At 62.0% G+C, this 17,596-nt stretch carries 14 protein-coding genes; 5 read left to right on the top strand and 9 right to left on the bottom strand.

The window, feature by feature from the left end; all coding sequences use genetic code 11:
• Window positions 1-323: 323 nt before the first annotated feature.
• Together H8S02_RS04315 and H8S02_RS04310 are read right to left on the bottom strand one after the other, a co-directional pair.
• A complete protein-coding gene (locus H8S02_RS04315; RefSeq protein ID WP_186969462.1) occupies window positions 324-1,529 on the bottom strand; it encodes a sporulation protein YqfD in 1,206 nt (401 codons plus the stop codon).
• A complete protein-coding gene (locus H8S02_RS04310; RefSeq protein WP_186969461.1) occupies window positions 1,526-1,774 on the bottom strand; it encodes a YabP/YqfC family sporulation protein in 249 nt (82 codons plus the stop codon). The genes H8S02_RS04315 and H8S02_RS04310 overlap by 4 nt, the downstream gene beginning before the upstream one ends.
• 303 nt (window positions 1,775-2,077) lie before the next feature.
• Here H8S02_RS04310 and H8S02_RS04305 point away from each other — a divergent pair, with 303 nt between their 5' ends.
• From H8S02_RS04305 to H8S02_RS04295, 3 genes are read left to right on the top strand one after another with little or no spacing between them, the layout of a single operon-like run.
• Complete coding sequence (locus H8S02_RS04305) at window positions 2,078-3,112, top strand: nucleoside recognition domain-containing protein (protein ID WP_186969460.1); 1,035 nt, start codon at window positions 2,078-2,080, stop codon at window positions 3,110-3,112.
• Window positions 3,113-3,146: 34 nt separating this feature from the next.
• A complete protein-coding gene (locus H8S02_RS04300; RefSeq protein WP_186969459.1) occupies window positions 3,147-3,389 on the top strand; it encodes a hypothetical protein in 243 nt (80 codons plus the stop codon).
• The gene (locus H8S02_RS04295; RefSeq protein ID WP_186969458.1) at window positions 3,379-4,851 is read left to right on the top strand and encodes a D-alanyl-D-alanine carboxypeptidase family protein; all 1,473 of its coding nucleotides are present in this window, start codon (window positions 3,379-3,381) and stop codon (window positions 4,849-4,851) included. Before H8S02_RS04300 ends, H8S02_RS04295 begins: the two co-directional genes overlap by 11 nt.
• Window positions 4,852-5,233: 382 nt before the next feature.
• Here H8S02_RS04295 and ftsH read toward each other — a convergent pair whose 3' ends face one another.
• Window positions 5,234-7,057 (bottom strand): ATP-dependent zinc metalloprotease FtsH, encoded by a 1,824-nt coding sequence (gene ftsH / locus H8S02_RS04290; RefSeq protein ID WP_186969457.1) that lies wholly within the window; start codon window positions 7,055-7,057, stop codon window positions 5,234-5,236.
• Window positions 7,058-8,043: 986 nt separating this feature from the next.
• Between ftsH and H8S02_RS04285 the strand changes: the two genes are divergently transcribed.
• Window positions 8,044-9,018 (top strand): serine aminopeptidase domain-containing protein, encoded by a 975-nt coding sequence (locus H8S02_RS04285; protein ID WP_186969456.1) that lies wholly within the window; start codon window positions 8,044-8,046, stop codon window positions 9,016-9,018.
• A gap of 56 nt (window positions 9,019-9,074) precedes the next feature.
• Here H8S02_RS04285 and H8S02_RS04280 read toward each other — a convergent pair whose 3' ends face one another.
• From H8S02_RS04280 to H8S02_RS04255, 6 genes are all read right to left on the bottom strand, one after another.
• Window positions 9,075-9,692, bottom strand: a complete 618-nt coding sequence (locus H8S02_RS04280) for an HAD family hydrolase (RefSeq protein WP_186969455.1) — start codon at window positions 9,690-9,692, stop codon at window positions 9,075-9,077.
• Complete coding sequence (locus tag H8S02_RS04275) at window positions 9,689-10,666, bottom strand: ROK family protein (protein WP_118685919.1); 978 nt, start codon at window positions 10,664-10,666, stop codon at window positions 9,689-9,691. Before H8S02_RS04275 ends, H8S02_RS04280 begins: the two co-directional genes overlap by 4 nt.
• 141 nt (window positions 10,667-10,807) lie before the next feature.
• A complete protein-coding gene (gene rpe, locus H8S02_RS04270; protein ID WP_118723393.1) occupies window positions 10,808-11,491 on the bottom strand; it encodes a ribulose-phosphate 3-epimerase in 684 nt (227 codons plus the stop codon).
• A gap of 117 nt (window positions 11,492-11,608) precedes the next feature.
• Window positions 11,609-11,917, bottom strand: a complete 309-nt coding sequence (locus tag H8S02_RS04265) for a hypothetical protein (RefSeq protein WP_186969454.1) — start codon at window positions 11,915-11,917, stop codon at window positions 11,609-11,611.
• Between the two features lie 15 nt (window positions 11,918-11,932).
• Window positions 11,933-12,883: a D-2-hydroxyacid dehydrogenase gene (locus H8S02_RS04260; protein WP_186969453.1), complete on the bottom strand. Its 951-nt coding sequence runs from the start codon at window positions 12,881-12,883 to the stop codon at window positions 11,933-11,935.
• Window positions 12,880-13,365 (bottom strand): GNAT family N-acetyltransferase, encoded by a 486-nt coding sequence (locus H8S02_RS04255; protein WP_186969452.1) that lies wholly within the window; start codon window positions 13,363-13,365, stop codon window positions 12,880-12,882. The genes H8S02_RS04260 and H8S02_RS04255 overlap by 4 nt, the downstream gene beginning before the upstream one ends.
• A 426-nt stretch (window positions 13,366-13,791) precedes the next feature.
• Here H8S02_RS04255 and H8S02_RS04250 point away from each other — a divergent pair, with 426 nt between their 5' ends.
• The gene (locus H8S02_RS04250; RefSeq protein ID WP_186969451.1) at window positions 13,792-17,523 is read left to right on the top strand and encodes a phosphoribosylformylglycinamidine synthase; all 3,732 of its coding nucleotides are present in this window, start codon (window positions 13,792-13,794) and stop codon (window positions 17,521-17,523) included.
• Window positions 17,524-17,596: the final 73 nt, after the last annotated feature.

The following is a 17,596-nucleotide window of genomic DNA, read 5'->3' as shown; positions in this document are numbered from 1 at the left end:
ACTGTTATGCGCGGCGGTTTACGCAAAGTAAATTCAGGGCAATAAAGCGTCCCACAAGCTGAAAGACGCACGGAACCGAGCCCCCGTAACCCCCGTTTAGCCGCGAATGCTTTGCTGAGCGGCCAGCGGAAGGTCAAAGGGGTGTCAAGAGGGGACATAGGAAACCGCAGGTGTCCTACGTCCCCTTTTGCCCCCGCCGTGGGCACGGCATCCCCCTGCCGCCGAAGGCGGCCACTGTGCACGCTCACTTCGAGCGTAAAGTCGCCTCCACCGGCGAGCCGCTGTATCGGCGGAAGGTCAGCCGTCTGCTGACGGTAAAGCAGTCAAGGGCCGCTGCCCTCGGAAGCGTCCCCCTCGGCAGGGCTGCCGATCTGTTCCACCGCGTGAACGGTCAGGTCGAGCACGGCCGCGCCGTCCTTCTCCTCGAGCGCACTGCGCAGCGAAAGCACGCGCCCTCCGTCCGTTTCGCGAATGACCGCCCCCAGCGCCCGGCGCACCATCTCCGTGCGCTCCTGCGCCGCCGTCACGGTCTCCGGCTCTGCGTCATAGTACCGATAGGTCTGCACGAAAACCGTCACCGGCAGACAAACGCTCTCGCTCAGCCGCCACGTTTTCGCTTCTATCATTTTATCACAGGTCCCCCCTGCAATACCAGTACCAAAATACAATTTTTTCGTCATTTTTCCAATGTTAATCGACATAAGTCGACACGTTTTCCTGTAATAGGATTTTTTTGCCTTTCTCAGCGGCCGCACCGACCGCGCCCGGCGCACGGTATATGCCTCGACCGTCCCCTCCGCCCGAACCGTGTGCGGGAGACCGTTCTCCCTCGTCGGCGGCACGAGACTGTCGATCAGCACATCCCCCGTCTCCACCGCGTCCCCGGCACGCACGAGCGCCTCGCCGCGCAGCGCGCGCACCTGCTGCACCACGCCCCCGTGCGACGCGACGATGCGCATCGGGCGCGCTTCATCCGCGACCTCGGGCGCGGCCGCCCCGGCGTGCGCCGTCACCGTCAGGCTGTTCCCGCGCAGATTCAGCGCGAAAAACGTAATGTCCGGGTCCCACACCATCATCTGCCGCCGGATGGACGGCGTGTCGATGCTGCGCAGCGGCGTGCCGATGTCGACGCCGAGCGAAGCGAGCCTGCCCATGACCGCGCTTTCACTCAGCGACGGCGAGATGTCCGTGCGGATCTCCCACACCCGCGTGCCGACAAGGTACGCCATGACGCAGAACGCCGCCAGCCCCGCCAGCAGCGCCGTCCGCGGCAGCAGATGCGCGAGCACGAAGGGCACGCCGCGCCGCTCGAGAATGTGCACCCGGCAGCCGGTACGGCCCATACACGAGCGCAGTTTTCGGAAATCCCCGAGCGACAGCGTCGCGTCCATCCTGTCCCATGAGACACGCTCCATGCGCCGCAGCCGCACGCCGCCCTGCGTGCAGGCATTGAGGAACCGCGGCAAGCTCGCGCCCGTCACGCGCACGCGCACCTCCCCCGCCGTCCGCCGCAGCAGCCGCTCGATCATTCCGCTCCCTCCCCTCCCGGCAGGAACGCGACCGAGCGGATGTCTCCCTCGACCGCCAGCTCTCCAAGCGTCAGCGCGGTCAGATGCAGTCCCTCGCCCTCGATGCGCACCTCGCACCGGCGGCATTTCACCCGCAGCACGGTCTCGTCATACTCTACTATGCCGCAGTGGTTCTCTATCGTCGCCAGATGCCGCCCGAGCAGCTCGACCTGCGGCTCGAACAGTTCAAATCCGTCAAACGCCATAAGCATTCCCCCTTCGCTAACTGTATGCGCATATGCGTTCCGATTTGCGCATAACTTTTCCACACATAACTTTTCCACAGGAGGTGGATAAAGCCTGTCGCGGAACTACAGTTCCGCCGACAACCTGTGTCCGGACTTCGCCGGACACAGACGTCCGAAAGTTCCCATGCGGAAACTTTCTCCCTCTCACAGTATGAAAACCGAGATACATGCTCCCGGTTTTCATGAATTTGCTGCGCAAATTCTATTTCATGCGCGCTGCTGCGCGTCAACGTGTTTTATTCTTGCCGGAGGTGAAAAGCCTTGCGCATTCTCTGTGTGCTGCTGCTCGTGCTGCCGCTGCTGTTCCCGTGGCCGTGCGCCGAGGGGGTTCGGCGCGGCCTTGCCCTCGCGGCAGGCTCGGCTCTCCCGGCGCTGTTCCCGTTCTTCGTGGCCGGAGAGCTGCTGACCGCCTCTCATGCCGACCGGGCGCTCTCGCGCCTTCTCGCGCCCCTGCTGCGCCGTGTTTTCGCCCTGCCGCAGGCCGGAGCCGCGCCCGTTGTGCTCGGTCTGACAGGCGGCTACCCGGTCGGCGCGGCGGCATGCGCCTCGCTGCTGCGCGAGGGACGGCTGTCCGCCTCGGACGCCCGGCGCGAGGCGCTGTTCTGCTCGTGCGCAAGTCCCGGCTTCTGCATCGCGCTTGCCGGCGTCACGCTGTTCGGTTCGGCGAAAACCGGCGCGCTGCTCTACGGCATACAGGTCGTCTCCGCCCTGCTGACCGGTATTTTTGTTTCCCGTGGAACGGAGAACGGACAAACGATACCGGTATCTCCCGAACCTTCCGACAGCAGACCGTTCTCCGTCGTATTCTGCTCGGCCGTGCGTCATGCGGCGGCGGTCTCGCTCGACGTCACGGCCTTTCTCGTGACCTTCTCAGCCGTGCTCACGCTCATGGAGCCGGTCTTTTCCCGCGCTCCGGCGCTGCGGCTGCTGTCCGGCCTGCTTGAGCTGACGAGCGGTCTGGCTGCGCTTTCCGGGTCATTTCTCCCCAAAAACACACTTTTCGTGCTCGTTTCGTTCCTGCTCGCCTTCGGCGGCGCGTCCGTCCTGATGCAGATGCAGGCTGTCGCGGCTGCGGACGGTCTCGACCTGCCCGGCCTTGTCCGCGCCAAGCTCCTGCACGGCGCTCTCGCCGCCGCCCTCAGCGCCGCGCTCTGCCGTGCATTCCCGTCCTGCGTTCCGGCCTTCGCCCCTGCGAGACCGGTCTCCTCGCCCTCCGCCGTCTCCGCAGGCGTGCTCGCGGCTGTTACCGTTTTGTACATATTTTACTCTGGCAAAAAGCGAGACGATACGCTATAATTAGATTATTAGTGTTTAAGGAGTTGACTCTCGCATGAAGCTGAGCAAGCTGCTGCGTAAAGATATTGAGCCGCGCTGCACCTACTGTGCCCACGGCAGCCCCCTCTCGGACGGAAAGCGGATCGCGTGCCGCAAGCGCGGCGTGATGGACGCCGCCGACCACTGCCGTTCGTTCCGCTATGACCCGCTGCGCCGCGTTCCGGCAAAGCCGGCCGTTCTGCGCGAAAAATTCACCAACGCTGACTTTTCTCTGGGGGACATGGACGATGAAAAATGAAATACTTCGCCGGCTGAGCGCGCTCGCGCTCGGTCTGGCGCTGCTGCTGAACGCCGCGCCCCTGCCGCAGGCCTTTGCGGTCGAGGACGACACCGACGCCTCGTCCTCTGACAGCGCGGACAGCACCGATACGGCCGACAAAACTGCGGTTACGACGGCGGACAACGACCCGACGGTCACGGCGGCGGCCGCGAACGCGCCTGCTCTCGACGCGACGGCCGCCCTGCTCGTCAGCCCGGAGAGCGACATGGTGCTCTATGAGAAGAACGCAGACGAAAAGCGCTATCCCGCCTCGACCACCAAGATCATGACCGCCCTGCTGACGCTCGAGAACGTCTCCGACCTGAGCGTGGTCGTGACCGCCGAGGCCAGCGACTTCGAAAACGTGACCTCAGACAGCTCGAACGCCGGCATCAAGGTCGGCGAGCAGGTCACGGTCAAGGATCTGCTGTACGCACTCATGCTGCCCTCCGCGAATGAGGCGGCCTACATGCTCGCGCGCCACGTCGGCGGCAGCTGGGAGCAGTTCGTCGACATGATGAACGAACGCGCCGCCGAGCTCGGCTGCACCGGCACGCACTTCTGCAACCCCTGCGGCCTGCACGAGGACGACCACTACACCACCGCGCACGACCTGTACTTAATCGCGAAGGAAGCCATGAAGGACGCGACCTTCCGCGACATCGTGAGCACCGTGCAGCACCGCATGGCAAAGACCAACCTGCACGAGGAGCGCATTATCCTCACCACCAACCAGCTGATCTTCAGCTCGTTCCAGCCGTGGAGCTACGCAAACTGTCTCGGCATCAAGACCGGCCATACCTCGCAGGCAGGCAACTGCTTCGTCGGCTACGCCGAATACGGCGACGCAAAGCTGTTCTCGGTCGTGCTCGGCTGCTCGAGCAGCTCGAAGGAATACCCGACCGTCGCCGCCAGCTTCACCGATACCAAGAGCCTGTGCCAGTGGGGCTTTGAGAACTTCACCTCCAAGACCCTCGCCCGGCAGGGCGAGGAGGTCACTTACACCAAAGTCAAGCTCTCGACCGACACCAATCAGGTCATCCTCACCGCGAAGAACGATCTCGTTTCCCTGCTGCCCAGGGAGCTCGACGTAAAGGATCTCGAGCTTCAGTCCGACATCCCCGAGGAGGTCGACGCTCCCATCAAGGCCGGCGATACCATCGGCAGCGTGACCTATACCTATGACGGCCGCGACTACGGCACGGTCGAGCTTGTCGCCCTCAACGACATCTCGCGCAGCACGGTCCTGTTCTACGCGGACAAGCTCAGCTCGTTCTCCCAGAGCATCGTGTTCAAGGTACTGCTGCTCGCCGCCGCAGCCTTCTTCCTGCTGCATATCTTTACGGGCCTTGTCTTTGGCGGTGTCCGCCGCCGCAGACGGCGCCGTTCCTCCCGCTCGCGCTATAACGACAGCACCTATCAGCGACGCCACAGAAAATAAACAAAAACAAAAGGACAGAGCCCTTTTCCGGGTTCTGTCCTTTGCTTTCTTGCGTTATTTGTCGAACTCTGTTATAATGCTGACAAGGACACCTCGGTGTCCCCGAGGCGCTGTTACAGACGGCGGACGGTCAGCCACTCCCTTGCGAGAGGGGGTGATGCGTATGAGAAAGAAACTCTTTCGCATTCTGGTATGCGCAGCATTCGTGCTCGACATGCTTATTACATACGCGAAGTGACCGCCCTACCCTGAGAAAGTAAGCGGTCACTACGTGATTGAAAAACTTTGAGGGCTGACCGTCTGCCGACAGTGCCTCTTTGTATTTTCAGTATACCTGTTATTTCTGCTGTTGTCAAGCCGTCCTTCGGGGCGGCTTTTCTGTTTACAGCATGCTCATGAACTCGTCGCCGGTGATGGTCTCCTTCTCGAGCAGATGATGCGCAAGGCGATGCAGCACATCCATGTTGTCCTGCAAAATCTCGATGGCCTTTTCGTGCGCAGCCTTGACGGTCGCGATGACCTCTTCGTCGATCTGCGCGGCGGTCTCAGCCGAGCAGGCAAGGGTGGTGTCGCCGGAAAGATACTGGTTCGTAACGGTCTCGAGCGCGACCATGTCAAATTTGCGGCTCATGCCGTAGCGGGTGATCATGGCGCGTGCGAGCTTGGTCGCCTGCTCGATGTCGTTGGACGCGCCGGTCGTGATCGAGCCGAAGATCAGCTCCTCGGCCGCACGGCCGCCGGTGAGTGTGGCGAGCTTGTTCAGCAGCTCGTCCCGCGTCATGAGGTTATGCTCGCCCTCGTCCACCTGCATGGTGTAGCCGAGCGCGCCCGAGGTGCGCGGAACGATGGTGATCTTGGTGACGGGCGCAGAGTTGGTCTGCTTGGCCGCGACGAGCGCGTGGCCGATCTCGTGATAGGAGACGATCTCCTTCTCCTTTGCGCTGAGCACGGCGTTCTTGCGCTGCGCACCGGCGATTACCGTCTCGACGCTCTCCTCGAGATCAGCCTGCTCCACGGCGCTGCGTCCGAGACGGACGGCACGGAGCGCGGCCTCATTGATGATGTTCGCAAGGTCAGCGCCGGACGCGCCCGAGGTCGCGCGCGCGATGGCGTTGAAGTCGATGTGCCCGGTCATGTGCACATCCTTGGCGTGCACCTTGAGGATGGCGATACGGCCCTGCAGGTCGGGCAGCTGTACGGGAATGCGGCGGTCGAAACGGCCGGGACGCAGCAGCGCCGGATCGAGCGACTCCGGGCGGTTGGTCGCGGCGAGGATGACGACGCCCTTGGTGCCGTCGAAGCCGTCCATCTCGGTCAGCAGCTGGTTGAGCGTCTGCTCGCGCTCATCGTTGCCGCCCATGCCTGCGCCGTCGCGCTTTTTGCCGATGGTGTCGATCTCGTCGATGAACACGATGCAGGGCGCCTTCTCACCGGCCTGCTTGAACAGGTCGCGCACCTTGGCCGCGCCCATGCCGACGAACATTTCAACAAACTCCGAGCCGGAGATGGAGAAGAACGGAACGTGCGCTTCGCCCGCGACAGCCTTGGCGAGCAGGGTCTTGCCGGTGCCCGGAGGGCCGACGAGCAGCGCGCCCTTGGGCAGCTTCGCGCCGATGGCGGCGTAGCGGTTCGGGTTGTGCAGGAAGTCAACGATCTCGGTCAGAGCCTCCTTGGCCTCGTCCTGACCGGCGACGTCAGAGAAGGTCTTGCCAGTCTCGTTCTCGGCGTAGATCTTCGCGCCCGACTTGCCGAAGCTCATCATGTTGCCGCCCATGTTCTTCATCATTTTCTTCTGGAGCCACTGGCCGACGGCGATAATGAGCACGATCGGCACGATATAGCTGACGAGCATGCTGACGAGCGGCGAAGCCTGCGTAGGGATCTCGGCGGCGAACTTGACGTTGCCCTTCAGCAGGCGGTCAACAAGCGCGTCATCCGGGAAGATGCCGGTCTTGTAGAGGGCGGTTTTGCCCTTGTCGTCCTTCGCTTCAAAAACGATCTCGTGGTCCTGGCTGTCGTAGGAAACGGTTTCGACCTTTCCGTCGTCCACCATGCTGACCAGCTCGTCGTAGCCGATCTCGGTCACCTGCCGGCTGAGCAGAGACGGGAAGAACAGCCAGTTGAGCAGCATCAGAACGATGAGCGTCACAGCATAGTAGAAGATCAGCGGTCTTTTAGGGGATTTCTGCCCCTTGTTTGTTGGCATATGGATTCACCTGTCCTTTGTCGGGAGAGCGCGGCGCACCGCGCGCAGTGCTTTGGGATTACTATATAATATACGCCGTTTTTTCATCCTGCGTCAATGGTTCAAATGTGAACATTTTGCAAATTGTCCCCCACCAGGCATCGGCTCTTTCTTTTTTACCGTTTGCTGACGGTAGACCTTCCGCCGATACAGCGGCACAGCCGGTGGAGGTGACTTTACGCCCTCGGAGGGCGCGGCGGAGTGGCCGCCTTCGGCGGCCGAGAGTGCCGCCGTCTGGCGGCGGAGACAAAAGGGGACAGGACACCAATGGTTTCCTGTCCCCTCTTGACTCCCCAGACCTTCCTTTGCGCTGACACATCGGAGATGTGCAGCGAAACGGGGGTTACGGGAGCACGATTCCGGGCGTCGGGCAGATTTTGGGACGCTGTTATGCCCTGAATTTACTTTGCGTGATTTGCCGCGCATATCAGTGCGCGGCCAGACGGTGCAGGGCGCTTGATTTGTGCTGCGACCGGCTCCGCTTCAATCAAGGGTTATGCCTTGGAGCACCAGACGTCCCTGTGGGCCTCTCGCTTTTAGACGCGCGACCGGAGGGAGTCGCGTCCGAGGGAAAGGTTGGGGAGTCAAGAGGGGCAGGGACACCAAGGTTTCCCTGCCCCTTTTGTCTCCGCCGGGAGACCCCGGCAATCCCCCCGCCGCCAGACGGCGGCAATGCCACGCCATGTCATGGCGAACATCCCCCTGCCCGGAAGGGCCAGTCTCGCCTCCACCGGCTGCGCCGCTGTATCGGCGGGAAGGCATACCGTCGGCAGACGGTAAAAAGTACAAAGGCGCGGCGCGTTCGCTGAATTTATAAACGCTTTGTGAACTTTATCAAATAATGTGCACAATTCCGCTTTTATGTGGTATGATATTAACATAACCATTGACAGCGTCTGTCAGTCTCCGGCGGCCTGTCTCCTATTTCTGCGATCGGACGTGGGTTTATGAATATAAAATGCACTCAGAATATTTATAAAAGCGCGAACGGCGTTTCCAATGTCGCCTACTACATTCTCGTGCCCGAGGACTCCCATATCCGCGGCATCGTTCAGATCAGCCACGGCATGTGCGAATATTTCTCGCGCTACACTGCCTTTGCCAAATATCTCTGCGGCCTCGGCTTCATCGTCTGCGGCAACGACCACATCGGCCACGGCGCTTCGGTCTCCCGGCCGGCTGACCTCGGCTTTTTCGCCGCGCATGACGGCTGGAAATACCTCATTCAGGACGTACTCCACCTGCGCGAGCTGATGCACCGCCGCTATCCCGACCTCCCTTATTTCATGCTCGGTCATTCCATGGGCTCGCTCATCGTCCGCCTGTGCCTGCCCGAGTGCGGCACGGAGCTTGCAGGCTCGATCCTCATCGGCACCGCCGGCCCGAACGCCGCCGCCCTCAGCGCGGCCCATATCGCAGACTCCATCGCACGCACGCGTGGCGTGACCTTCCGCAGCGGCCTGCTGAACAGCATCGCCTTCAAGGCCTACAACCGCAGGATCGACCACCCCAATTCGGTCTTTGACTGGCTCAGCCGCGACGAAGAGGTCGTTTCTCTCTATCAGTCGGACGAAAAGTGCAACTTTATCTTCACCGCCTCCGCCTTCCGCGATCTGTTCATCCTCTGCGCGCGCGCAAACAGCAACGCGACCTTCCGCCGCACGCCGAGCGACCTGCCGCTGTTCTTCCTCGCAGGCGACCGCGACCCGGTCGGCCGCTACGGCGACGGCGTGCGCCGCGTCATCAGTCTTTATCGTGCAGGAGGCTCCCGCAACATCGACGCAGTTTTTTACAAAAACGCCCGTCATGAGCTGCTCAACGAGCTCGGCCGCATCGAGACCTACGGCGATATTTCGCGCTGGCTCGAGGAACGCCTCGCCGAGCAGACCGAGACGGCTCCTGCCGAAACACAGAAAGCATAACAGTACAGCCAAAGGGCGGTATCCGATTTCTCGTCGGATACCGCCCTTTTTGTTTTTTATATCAGTTTTAGTGCGTCAGCCGGAGCTGCAAGCTCGATGTCGGCCCTGATGCGCGCGTCCTCGGGAATGCCCCAGAGCGCAAGGCACGACTTTACGCCTGCCGCGGCGGCGCACTCCATATCGCACGCGCTGTCGCCGATATAGACCGCCTCGGCCGCCGTGCCGCCCATGCGGCGCAGGCATTCGAGCAGCGGGTCGGGCGCCGGTTTGTGGCGCGGCGCGTCCTCCATGCAGATGACCGCATCGAAATACCCGTCCAGACCGAGCGGCGAAAAACCGTAGTCGAACTGATAATGCGTGCGCGAGGTCACGATGCCGCAGCGGCAGCCGCGTGCGTGCAGCTCGCGCAGCAGCGCCTCGATGCCGTCGAAGGCGAGCACCTCAGAAGCGCGCTCCTTCGACAGGCCCTCCCAGCGGTCCATGATGCGCTCGGCGGTCTCTCCGGTAAAGCTGAGGTCGGCGAGCGTCTGCCGTCCGGGCTTGCCGAAGGACGGGCGCAGCTCCTCAAAGGTATAGTCGCGGCCGAACTCGTGCAGCGTCTGCTTCAGGCACTGCTGATCCACCGCCGCCGAGTTCATCAGCGTACCGTCTACATCGAAAACGAAGTATTTCATGCGTTTCCCTCCATCAGATCCCGTGCCATGGTGAAAAGGCCCCGGTCATAGTCCTCGGTGAACGTCCGCGAAAGCTCGATCTCGGGTACTGCGTGCGGCGGAAGCATGCGCGCGCATGCGGCGCGGATGTCCTCCACCCTGTTCCGGAACAGCGGATCGGTGTAGAGCACGACCCGGTCCGGGTTGATGAGCGCACCGCACGCACAGATCACCTGCGCCATATACGCCGTCATATCTGCATCCGCAAAATGCGTCTGCGCGTATTCCATATTGTGCTCGATCGGGAGAAAGTGCAGCTCTCCGGCGAAACCGGCCGCGCCGCTCCAGACCTTGCCGTCCAGCACGATGCCTGCGCCTGCACCCATCCTGCCGATGTAGATGCACACCGCGGCGCGCGGCGCTGGGCTGCACTGCGCCGCATAACCGGCCGCGACGATCTGCATGTCGCGCGCCGCCGCGCTCGGCAGTCCGGATTTATCGTGAAGATGCGTACTAAGGCTCACGCCCCGCAGCTCCGGATAGCCGAAGCACTCCATTACAACGCCGTCATGCATCGCGCCGGCAAAGCCGAACGCGACCGACGCCAGCTGCGGGTAACGCGCCCTGACACGCATCAGAAGCGTGTCCAGCAGTTCGCGCACATCGCCCGGACAGGTCTCTTCTCCCTGCTCGAGCGGCACGCCGTCGAGGCCGCACACGAACCAGTGCAGCGTATCCTGCTCCAGCCGCAGACACAGGAACAGCCGGTAATGCATATCCAGCTCGTACCGCATCGCGCATCGGCCGCCGGTCGAAGCCGCCACGCCTGCCTCCCGTGCCTCGCCGCGCTCGACCATATCGTCGATGATGCGTCCGACCGTCGGAAAGCTCAATCCGGTCTGCCGCGCGAGCTCGTTCTTGCTGAAAACGCCGTCCTGCATGGCCCGGCGCAGCAGCGCCGTATTCTCCTGCCGGAGAAGCCCTGCATCTGCCATGGTGCACCTCTTTTCTTCATAGTTTTTAATAGTGTGTTAAAAACTATCTTCAGTATAACCCATTGCTCTCTGTTTGTCAACAGGAACAGAAAAAAGCGCGCAGATTTGGTTATTCTGCACGCTTTTTCTGTTATTTTTCGTTTACTTCGTCCAGACCGCCTTGGCTGCGCCTTCCTCGAACACCTCGTGGAACTTCTTGACGTTGTCCGCGATGTCGCCGCCGAATACCGCCGAGCCTGCGACGATGACGTCTGCGCCGGCTGCAACGATGTCTGCGGTGTTGTTCAGCTTTGCGCCGCCGTCGATCTCAAGCTCGCACTGATAGCCGTGCTTCTGGATCTCCGCGCGGACGGCCTTGATCTTGTCCATGCACTCCGGAATGAAGCCCTGACCGCCGAAGCCCGGCTCTACGGTCATGATGAGCACCATGTCGCAGTACGGCAGCAGCGGGAACAGCGCCTCCGCCGGAGTTTTCGGCTTGATGACGCAGGCCGCCTTGACGCCTGCCGCGCGGATCTTCTTCAGCTGCTCGAGGGTGTCGCCGTTGGACTCATAGTGCACGGTGATGATGTCCGAGCCTGCCTTGATGAAGTCGTCGAGGTACTGATCCGGGTCGGAGATCATCAGATGTACGTCGAGGACCTTGTCGGTCGCCTTGCGCAGGCTCTTGACGACCGGCGCGCCGATGGTGATGTTCGGTACGAAATGACCGTCCATTACGTCAACGTGAACGTACTCCGCGCCTGCATCGGTCGCGATCTTGATGTCGCGTGCCAGATTGGCGAAGTCAGCGGACAGAATAGACGGTGAGAGCTTGATTTCCATAACTTTTTCCTCCTGTGACCGCGGAGACAGTCCGCAGTGTGGTCGAGCGTGCCGGCAGGGCACGGCAGTTTTCTTTTTCCATTATAACATACTGCCTGTAAAAGTTTAAGTATAAATTTACTGTTTCATGGCGCGCAGGCAGGCCGCGATATTGAGCACAAGCGCGAGCGCGACCAGCACCGCCGCGCAGAACAGCACGGCATACGAGGTATCGAGCAGTGCGCTCCAGTCCTGCACGTTTACACGGGTGTTGTACTCGAATATCTGTCCGAGCAGCGAAAACGCGCACAATCCCATGCTCACCGCCGCAAACGGCAGCGCGTTCTTCCGTCTTGCGAGCGCGATGACCGGCAGCGCGAGCGCCGCCGCGCCGCAGATAATGCTCAGCAGCGAGAAAAATGTGGATAAAGCAGCAGTGACAGCCATAAAAAGTCCTCCTGTTTAATAACCTCGGTTCATGTCTACAATATGCCGCAGTTTTTTTCCCTCGAGATACCGCGCGAGGTTGTCCATGACGATCTCCCAGATGAGGCGTTCGGTGCCGCGGTCGTGGCCGAAGCCGCGTCCCGAAACGTGGGGCGTGAGCAGCACGTTCTCCATGCCCCAGAGCGGCGAAGAGGGCGGGAGCGGCTCGGTATCGCACACATCGAGCACCGCGCCGCTCAGATGGCCGTCCGCAAGGACGGCGGCGAGCTCGGCGGTCGAAAGCAGCGTACCCCGTCCGACGTTGACGAGCAGGGCGTCCTGCTTCATGCGGCGCAGGCGCGTCTCGGTAAGCAGTCCTGTGGTGCCCGGCGTATTCGGCAGGCAGCTGATGACGATGTCCGCCTGCGGCAGCAGCTCGTCGAGCTCCGCGATACCGCGCACCTCGTCAAAATACGGCAGCGTCTCCCCTGCCGCGCGGCGCACGCCGATGTTCACCGTGCCGAAGCCGCGCAGGCGCTTTGCGACATTGCTGCCGAGGTCGCCCGTGCCGAGGATGAGCACGGTGCGGCCGTAGAGCGTGCGCTCCGCGCCGACCGTCCGCCATACCGCCTGCTTCTGCTGCTCGCGGTAGGCCGGGAAGTTGCGGTACATCGTGAGGATTCCGCCGAGAACGTACTCCGAGATCGTGCGGCCGAACGCGCCCGAGGCGTTGGTCAGCGTGACGCGCCCCGGAAAGCCTGTCCGGCGCGTGTAAATATCCGTGCCTGCCCATGTCATCTGCACCCACCGCAGCTTTTCCGCCTGCTGCACGAGGGCGAGCGGCGGCTCGCCGATGCAGATCTCCGCGTCGCCGAGCGAAGCGGCGTGCTCGTCGAACGTGATGTCGAATCTGTCGCCGAAGCGCGTCAGCAGCTCCGCCCGCGCCTGTTCGCTGTACTCCGTGCAGACGATCACCTTTGTCTTCATGCTCTCACCTCATAATCAAACGCGAGTCTCGCGCCGCCGCGCACCTGTACGACGCCGCACGGCTGAAAACCGTAGCGCAGGACAGCCGCCTGCATCGGCCTGTTGTTCTCGTGCGTGTCGATGCGCAGATAGTCGATCTGCTGCGCGCACCAGTCGAAAACAAAGCGCGCCATGCCCTTCGCCGTGCCGTCGGAGGCGATGCGGTGGATGGTGCCGTAGGGACGCGCGGCGTGCCACGCACCGTCGATGACCGCGTAGCACGGATCTCCGCCGAGGATGAACGCGAATACCGCAGCGACCTTCCCTTCCCGCTCGCAGACATGCAGCGTGCCGGCCGCGATGTCCGCGCGGATGACGTCCTCGCCGGGGTAGCCGCCGCTCCACTGCGTCGCGTTGCCGTTCTCCGCCATGAAGGCGCGCGCGTGCGCGTAAATCTCCGTAATGCGCGAAATATCGCGCTCCTCTGCCTTTCTGATGTTCACAGGCTGTCCGTCCCTTCGTTTTTATCTCTATGCAGAGTCAGTATATCATGTTTCTCTCTTTGGGACAAACGTATTTTTCCAGGCTGTCGAAAAACTTCGTTTTTCCGACAATCTGTGTTCTGACGAACGCAGAACACGAGTCGTCCGAAAGTCCCCATACGGAAACTTTCTCCCTCCAGAAGTATGAAAACCGAGGTACACGCCCCCGGTTTTCATGCGTTTGCTCCGCAAACGCTTTTGAATGCGCTGTCGCGCGATTACTTCCCTGCGCGAAAACGAACCTCATCGACAGCCGGCATCTTTCTTAACAGGGTATAAATAAATGCTCGAATATCCTCAGTTTTTGTACCCCTTGGCGATTGATTTATTTCGTAAAAACAGGTAGAATAAAATTATCTTGCAACATAAAGGAGAGGACACGATAAAATGAGCGTTAATCGTTGTTATTCCGAAAAGAAACCCGGCTTCGATGTCGAAGCGCGCAGCCTGTTTTCCAGTCTGCACGACCTCCTCGAGATCAAAAACCTCACGCATGTACGGTACCTGTGCCGTTACGATGCCGAGGGTCTGAGCGGGGAGACCTATGAAAAGGCCAAGGGCATCGTTTTCTCCGAGCCGATGGCTGATGTGTGCTACGACGAGGACTTCCCCCGTCCGGCAGGCGCGCATACCGTCCTCGCGGTAGAGCCGCTGCCCGGTCAGTTCGACCAGCGTGCGGACTCCTGCGCCCAGTGCATCCAGCTGCTCACCGGCGGCGAACGCCCGACCGTCGCAGCAGCGAAGATCTATGTCCTCGAAGGCGAGCTGACTGCCGCGGACATGGACAAGATCCGCGGCTACCTCATCAACCCGGTCGACACCCGTGAGGCTTCCATGGACAAGCCCTCGACCCTCAAGGTAGAGTACGCCATCCCGACGAGCGTGGCAAGCGTTGTCGGCTTCACGCACATGGATGAGGCTGCCCTCTCCGACATGCTGCACCACATGGGTCTGGCGATGGATCTCGACGACCTCAAGTTCCTCCAGACCTACTTCCGCGACACCGAAAAGCGCGACCCGACCATCACCGAGGTCCGCATGGTCGACACCTACTGGTCCGACCACTGCCGCCACACCACCTTCCTCACCCAGATCGACGACGTAAAGTTCGAGGACCAGATGGTTCAGGACGCCTTCGACCGCTACATGGCCGCGCGCGTCGAGGTCTACGGCGAGGAGAAGGCCGCAAAGCGCCCGGTCACGCTGATGGACATGGGTACCATCGCCGCCAAGGTGCTCAAAAAGCGCGGCTATCTGAAGAATATCGATGAGTCCGAGGAGATCAACGCCTGCTCCATCAAGGTCAAGGCGCTCGTGAACGGCCACTACGAGGACTGGCTGCTCATGTTCAAGAACGAGACCCACAACCACCCGACCGAGATCGAGCCGTTCGGCGGCGCAGCCACCTGCCTCGGCGGCGCGATCCGCGATCCGCTGTCCGGCCGCTCCTACGTCTATCAGGCGATGCGCGTGACCGGCGCGGGCGACCCGACCGCTCCCCTCTCCGAAACGCTCGAGCACAAGCTGCCGCAGCGCAAGCTGTGCCAGACTGCTGCCGCAGGCTATTCCTCCTACGGCAACCAGATCGGCCTTGCCACCGGCCTTGTACACGAAATCTACCATCCGGGCTACGTTGCAAAGCGCATGGAGATCGGCGCTGTCGTCGGCGCGGCTCCGATCGAAAACGTCATCCGCGAGGTCCCCGAGCCGGGCGACATCGTCATCCTGCTCGGCGGCAAGACCGGCCGCGACGGCTGCGGCGGCGCTACCGGCTCCTCCAAGAAGCACACCGAGGAGTCGCTCGAGACCTGCGGCGCTGAGGTACAGAAGGGCAACCCGCCCGAGGAGCGCAAGATCCAGCGCCTGTTCCGCGACGGCAATGTTACCCGTATGATCCGCCGCTGCAACGACTTCGGCGCGGGCGGCGTATCCGTCGCCATCGGCGAGCTGGCCGACGGCCTTGACATCGACCTGAACGCCGTTCCGAAGAAGTACGACGGTCTGGACGGCACGGAGCTCGCGATCTCCGAGTCGCAGGAGCGCATGGCTGTCGTTGTCCGCGCAAAGGACGCCGACGCCTTCATCGCGGCCGCTGCAAAGGAGAACATCGAGGCTGTCGTCGTTGCCACCGTCACCGACAAGAACCGCCTGTGCATGACCTGGAACGGCAACACGATCGTTGACGTTTCCCGCGATTTCCTCAACACCAACGGCTGCTCCAAGCACGTTGACGCCGAGGTCGGCGCACTCCCGACCCCGTCCATCTCCTGCGCGCCGGAAGGCGATTCCGAAAAGGAAAAGCTGCTGAACCTCGCCTCCACCCTCGGCATCTGCCTCGAGCGCGGTCTGGTCGAGCGCTTCGACGGCTCCATCGGCGCCAGCTCGGTATTCATGCCCTTCGGCGGCAAGTATCAGCTGACCCCGACGCAGGTCATGGCCGCTACCATGCCGGCGCTGAACGGTCAGTGCGAGACCGCGTCCGTCATGGCCTTCGGCTTCGACCCGTACTTCACCGAGCAGAACCCGTATCTCGGCGCTTCCGCCGCCGTGATCGAGTCGGTCTCCAAGCTCGTCGCAGCAGGCTGCGATTTCGAGACCGCATACCTGACCTTCCAGGAATACTTCGAGCGTCTGGGCAAGGACCCGAAGCGCTTCGGCAAGCCGCTGTCCGCCCTGCTCGGCGCGTACACCGCGCAGGAGAACCTTTGCCTCGCGGCCATCGGCGGCAAGGACTCCATGTCCGGCTCGTTCGATGACATGGACGTACCGCCCACGCTCGTTTCCTTCGCCATCGCGCCGCAGGACGCTTCCCGTCTGATCTCGCCTGAGTTCAAGGAAGCCGGCCATCCGGTCTACTTCTTCGACGCGCCGTACAACATGGACGGCACGCCGGACTACGTCACCATGAAGCACGTCTGGAACGAGGTCGCGAACCTCATCGCCTCCGGCAAGGCTGTTTCCGCATGGTCTCTGACCACCGGCGGCATCGCGGAGGGCATCGCGAAGATGTCCCTCGGCAACAGGGTCGGCTTCGCAGTCGACGAGAGCTTCCCGACCGACGCGCTCTACATGAAGAACTTCGGCGGCATCCTCGTCGAGGCTTCCTGCGAGCTGCCGGCACAGTGGTATGTCGGCCAGACCACCGCAGACGAGACCATCACCATCGCGGGCGAGAAGATCACCATCGACGAGCTGACCGCTGCCTTTGAGGGCAGACTCGAGAGCGTATTCCCGACCAGGGCCGCCGCTTCCGACGAGCACCTGACCAAGGTCTCCTTCACCGAGCGCAATGCGTCCGCTCCGGCGGTCAAGAGTGCAAAGCCGCTCGCTGTCATCCCGGTATTCCCGGGCACCAACTGCGAGTACGATACCGCACGTGCAGTCGAAAACGCAGGCGGCGCTGCTGAGATCGTCGTAGTCCGCAACTTCTCCGCTGACGCGCTCCGCGAGAGCGCAGAGCAGCTCGAGAGCGCCATCCGCCGCGCGCAGATGGTCATCCTGCCGGGTGGCTTCTCCGGCGGCGACGAGCCGGACGGCTCGGGCAAGTTCATCGCATCCTTCCTGCGCGACGCAGGCATCAAGGACAGCATCCACGAGCTGCTCCGCCAGCGCGACGGCCTGATGCTCGGCATCTGCAACGGCTTCCAGGCGCTCGTCAAGCTGGGTCTGGTGCCCTACGGCGAGATCCGCGACGAGATGACCGGCGACGACCCGACCCTGACCTTCAACCTCATCGGCCGTCACCAGAGCCGCTACGCGACCACCCGCGTCGCGTCCGTTAAGAGCCCGTGGCTGTCCTCCTGCAATGTCGGCGACCTGCACTCCATCGCGTTCTCGCACGGCGAGGGCCGCTTCGTAGCGCCGCAGCACGTCATTGATGAGCTTATCAAGAACGGTCAGGTAGCGTTCCAGTACACCGACCTTCAGGGCGAGCCGTCCATGGATATTGCGTGGAACCCGAACGGTTCGATGTGCGCGATCGAGGGTATCACCTCTCCGGACGGCCGTGTTCTCGGCAAGATGGGTCATACCGAGCGTTACAGCCCGTTTGTCGGCAAGAATATCTACGGCGAAAAGTATCAGCCGCTGTTCGCAAACGGCGTAAAGTATTTCAAGTAAATCAGCGATTTACCTGTCGGGCGCTCTCGAAAGAGGGCGCCCCCTCTTTCTCTCTACCGTCTGCTGACGGCAG

The organism is Agathobaculum hominis, assembly GCF_014288055.1.
GTDB classification, from domain to species: domain Bacteria; phylum Bacillota; class Clostridia; order Oscillospirales; family Butyricicoccaceae; genus Agathobaculum; species Agathobaculum hominis.
This window is presented reverse-complemented; position numbering and strand designations above follow the sequence as displayed.

Excerpts from the sequence above, each read along its gene's own strand:
- H8S02_RS04315 (WP_186969462.1), bottom strand. The coding sequence starts at position 1,529 with ATGATCGAGCGGCTGCTGCGGCGGACGGCGGGGGAGGTGCGCGTGCGC.
- H8S02_RS04310 (WP_186969461.1), bottom strand. The coding sequence starts at position 1,774 with ATGGCGTTTGACGGATTTGAACTGTTCGAGCCGCAGGTCGAGCTGCTC.
- H8S02_RS04300 (WP_186969459.1), top strand. The coding sequence starts at position 3,147 with ATGAAGCTGAGCAAGCTGCTGCGTAAAGATATTGAGCCGCGCTGCACC.
- H8S02_RS04295 (WP_186969458.1), top strand. The coding sequence starts at position 3,379 with ATGAAAAATGAAATACTTCGCCGGCTGAGCGCGCTCGCGCTCGGTCTG.
- ftsH (WP_186969457.1), bottom strand. The coding sequence starts at position 7,057 with ATGCCAACAAACAAGGGGCAGAAATCCCCTAAAAGACCGCTGATCTTC.
- H8S02_RS04285 (WP_186969456.1), top strand. The coding sequence starts at position 8,044 with ATGAATATAAAATGCACTCAGAATATTTATAAAAGCGCGAACGGCGTT.
- H8S02_RS04280 (WP_186969455.1), bottom strand. The coding sequence starts at position 9,692 with ATGAAATACTTCGTTTTCGATGTAGACGGTACGCTGATGAACTCGGCG.
- H8S02_RS04275 (WP_118685919.1), bottom strand. The coding sequence starts at position 10,666 with ATGGCAGATGCAGGGCTTCTCCGGCAGGAGAATACGGCGCTGCTGCGC.
- rpe (WP_118723393.1), bottom strand. The coding sequence starts at position 11,491 with ATGGAAATCAAGCTCTCACCGTCTATTCTGTCCGCTGACTTCGCCAAT.
- H8S02_RS04265 (WP_186969454.1), bottom strand. The coding sequence starts at position 11,917 with ATGGCTGTCACTGCTGCTTTATCCACATTTTTCTCGCTGCTGAGCATT.
- H8S02_RS04260 (WP_186969453.1), bottom strand. The coding sequence starts at position 12,883 with ATGAAGACAAAGGTGATCGTCTGCACGGAGTACAGCGAACAGGCGCGG.
- H8S02_RS04250 (WP_186969451.1), top strand. The coding sequence starts at position 13,792 with ATGAGCGTTAATCGTTGTTATTCCGAAAAGAAACCCGGCTTCGATGTC.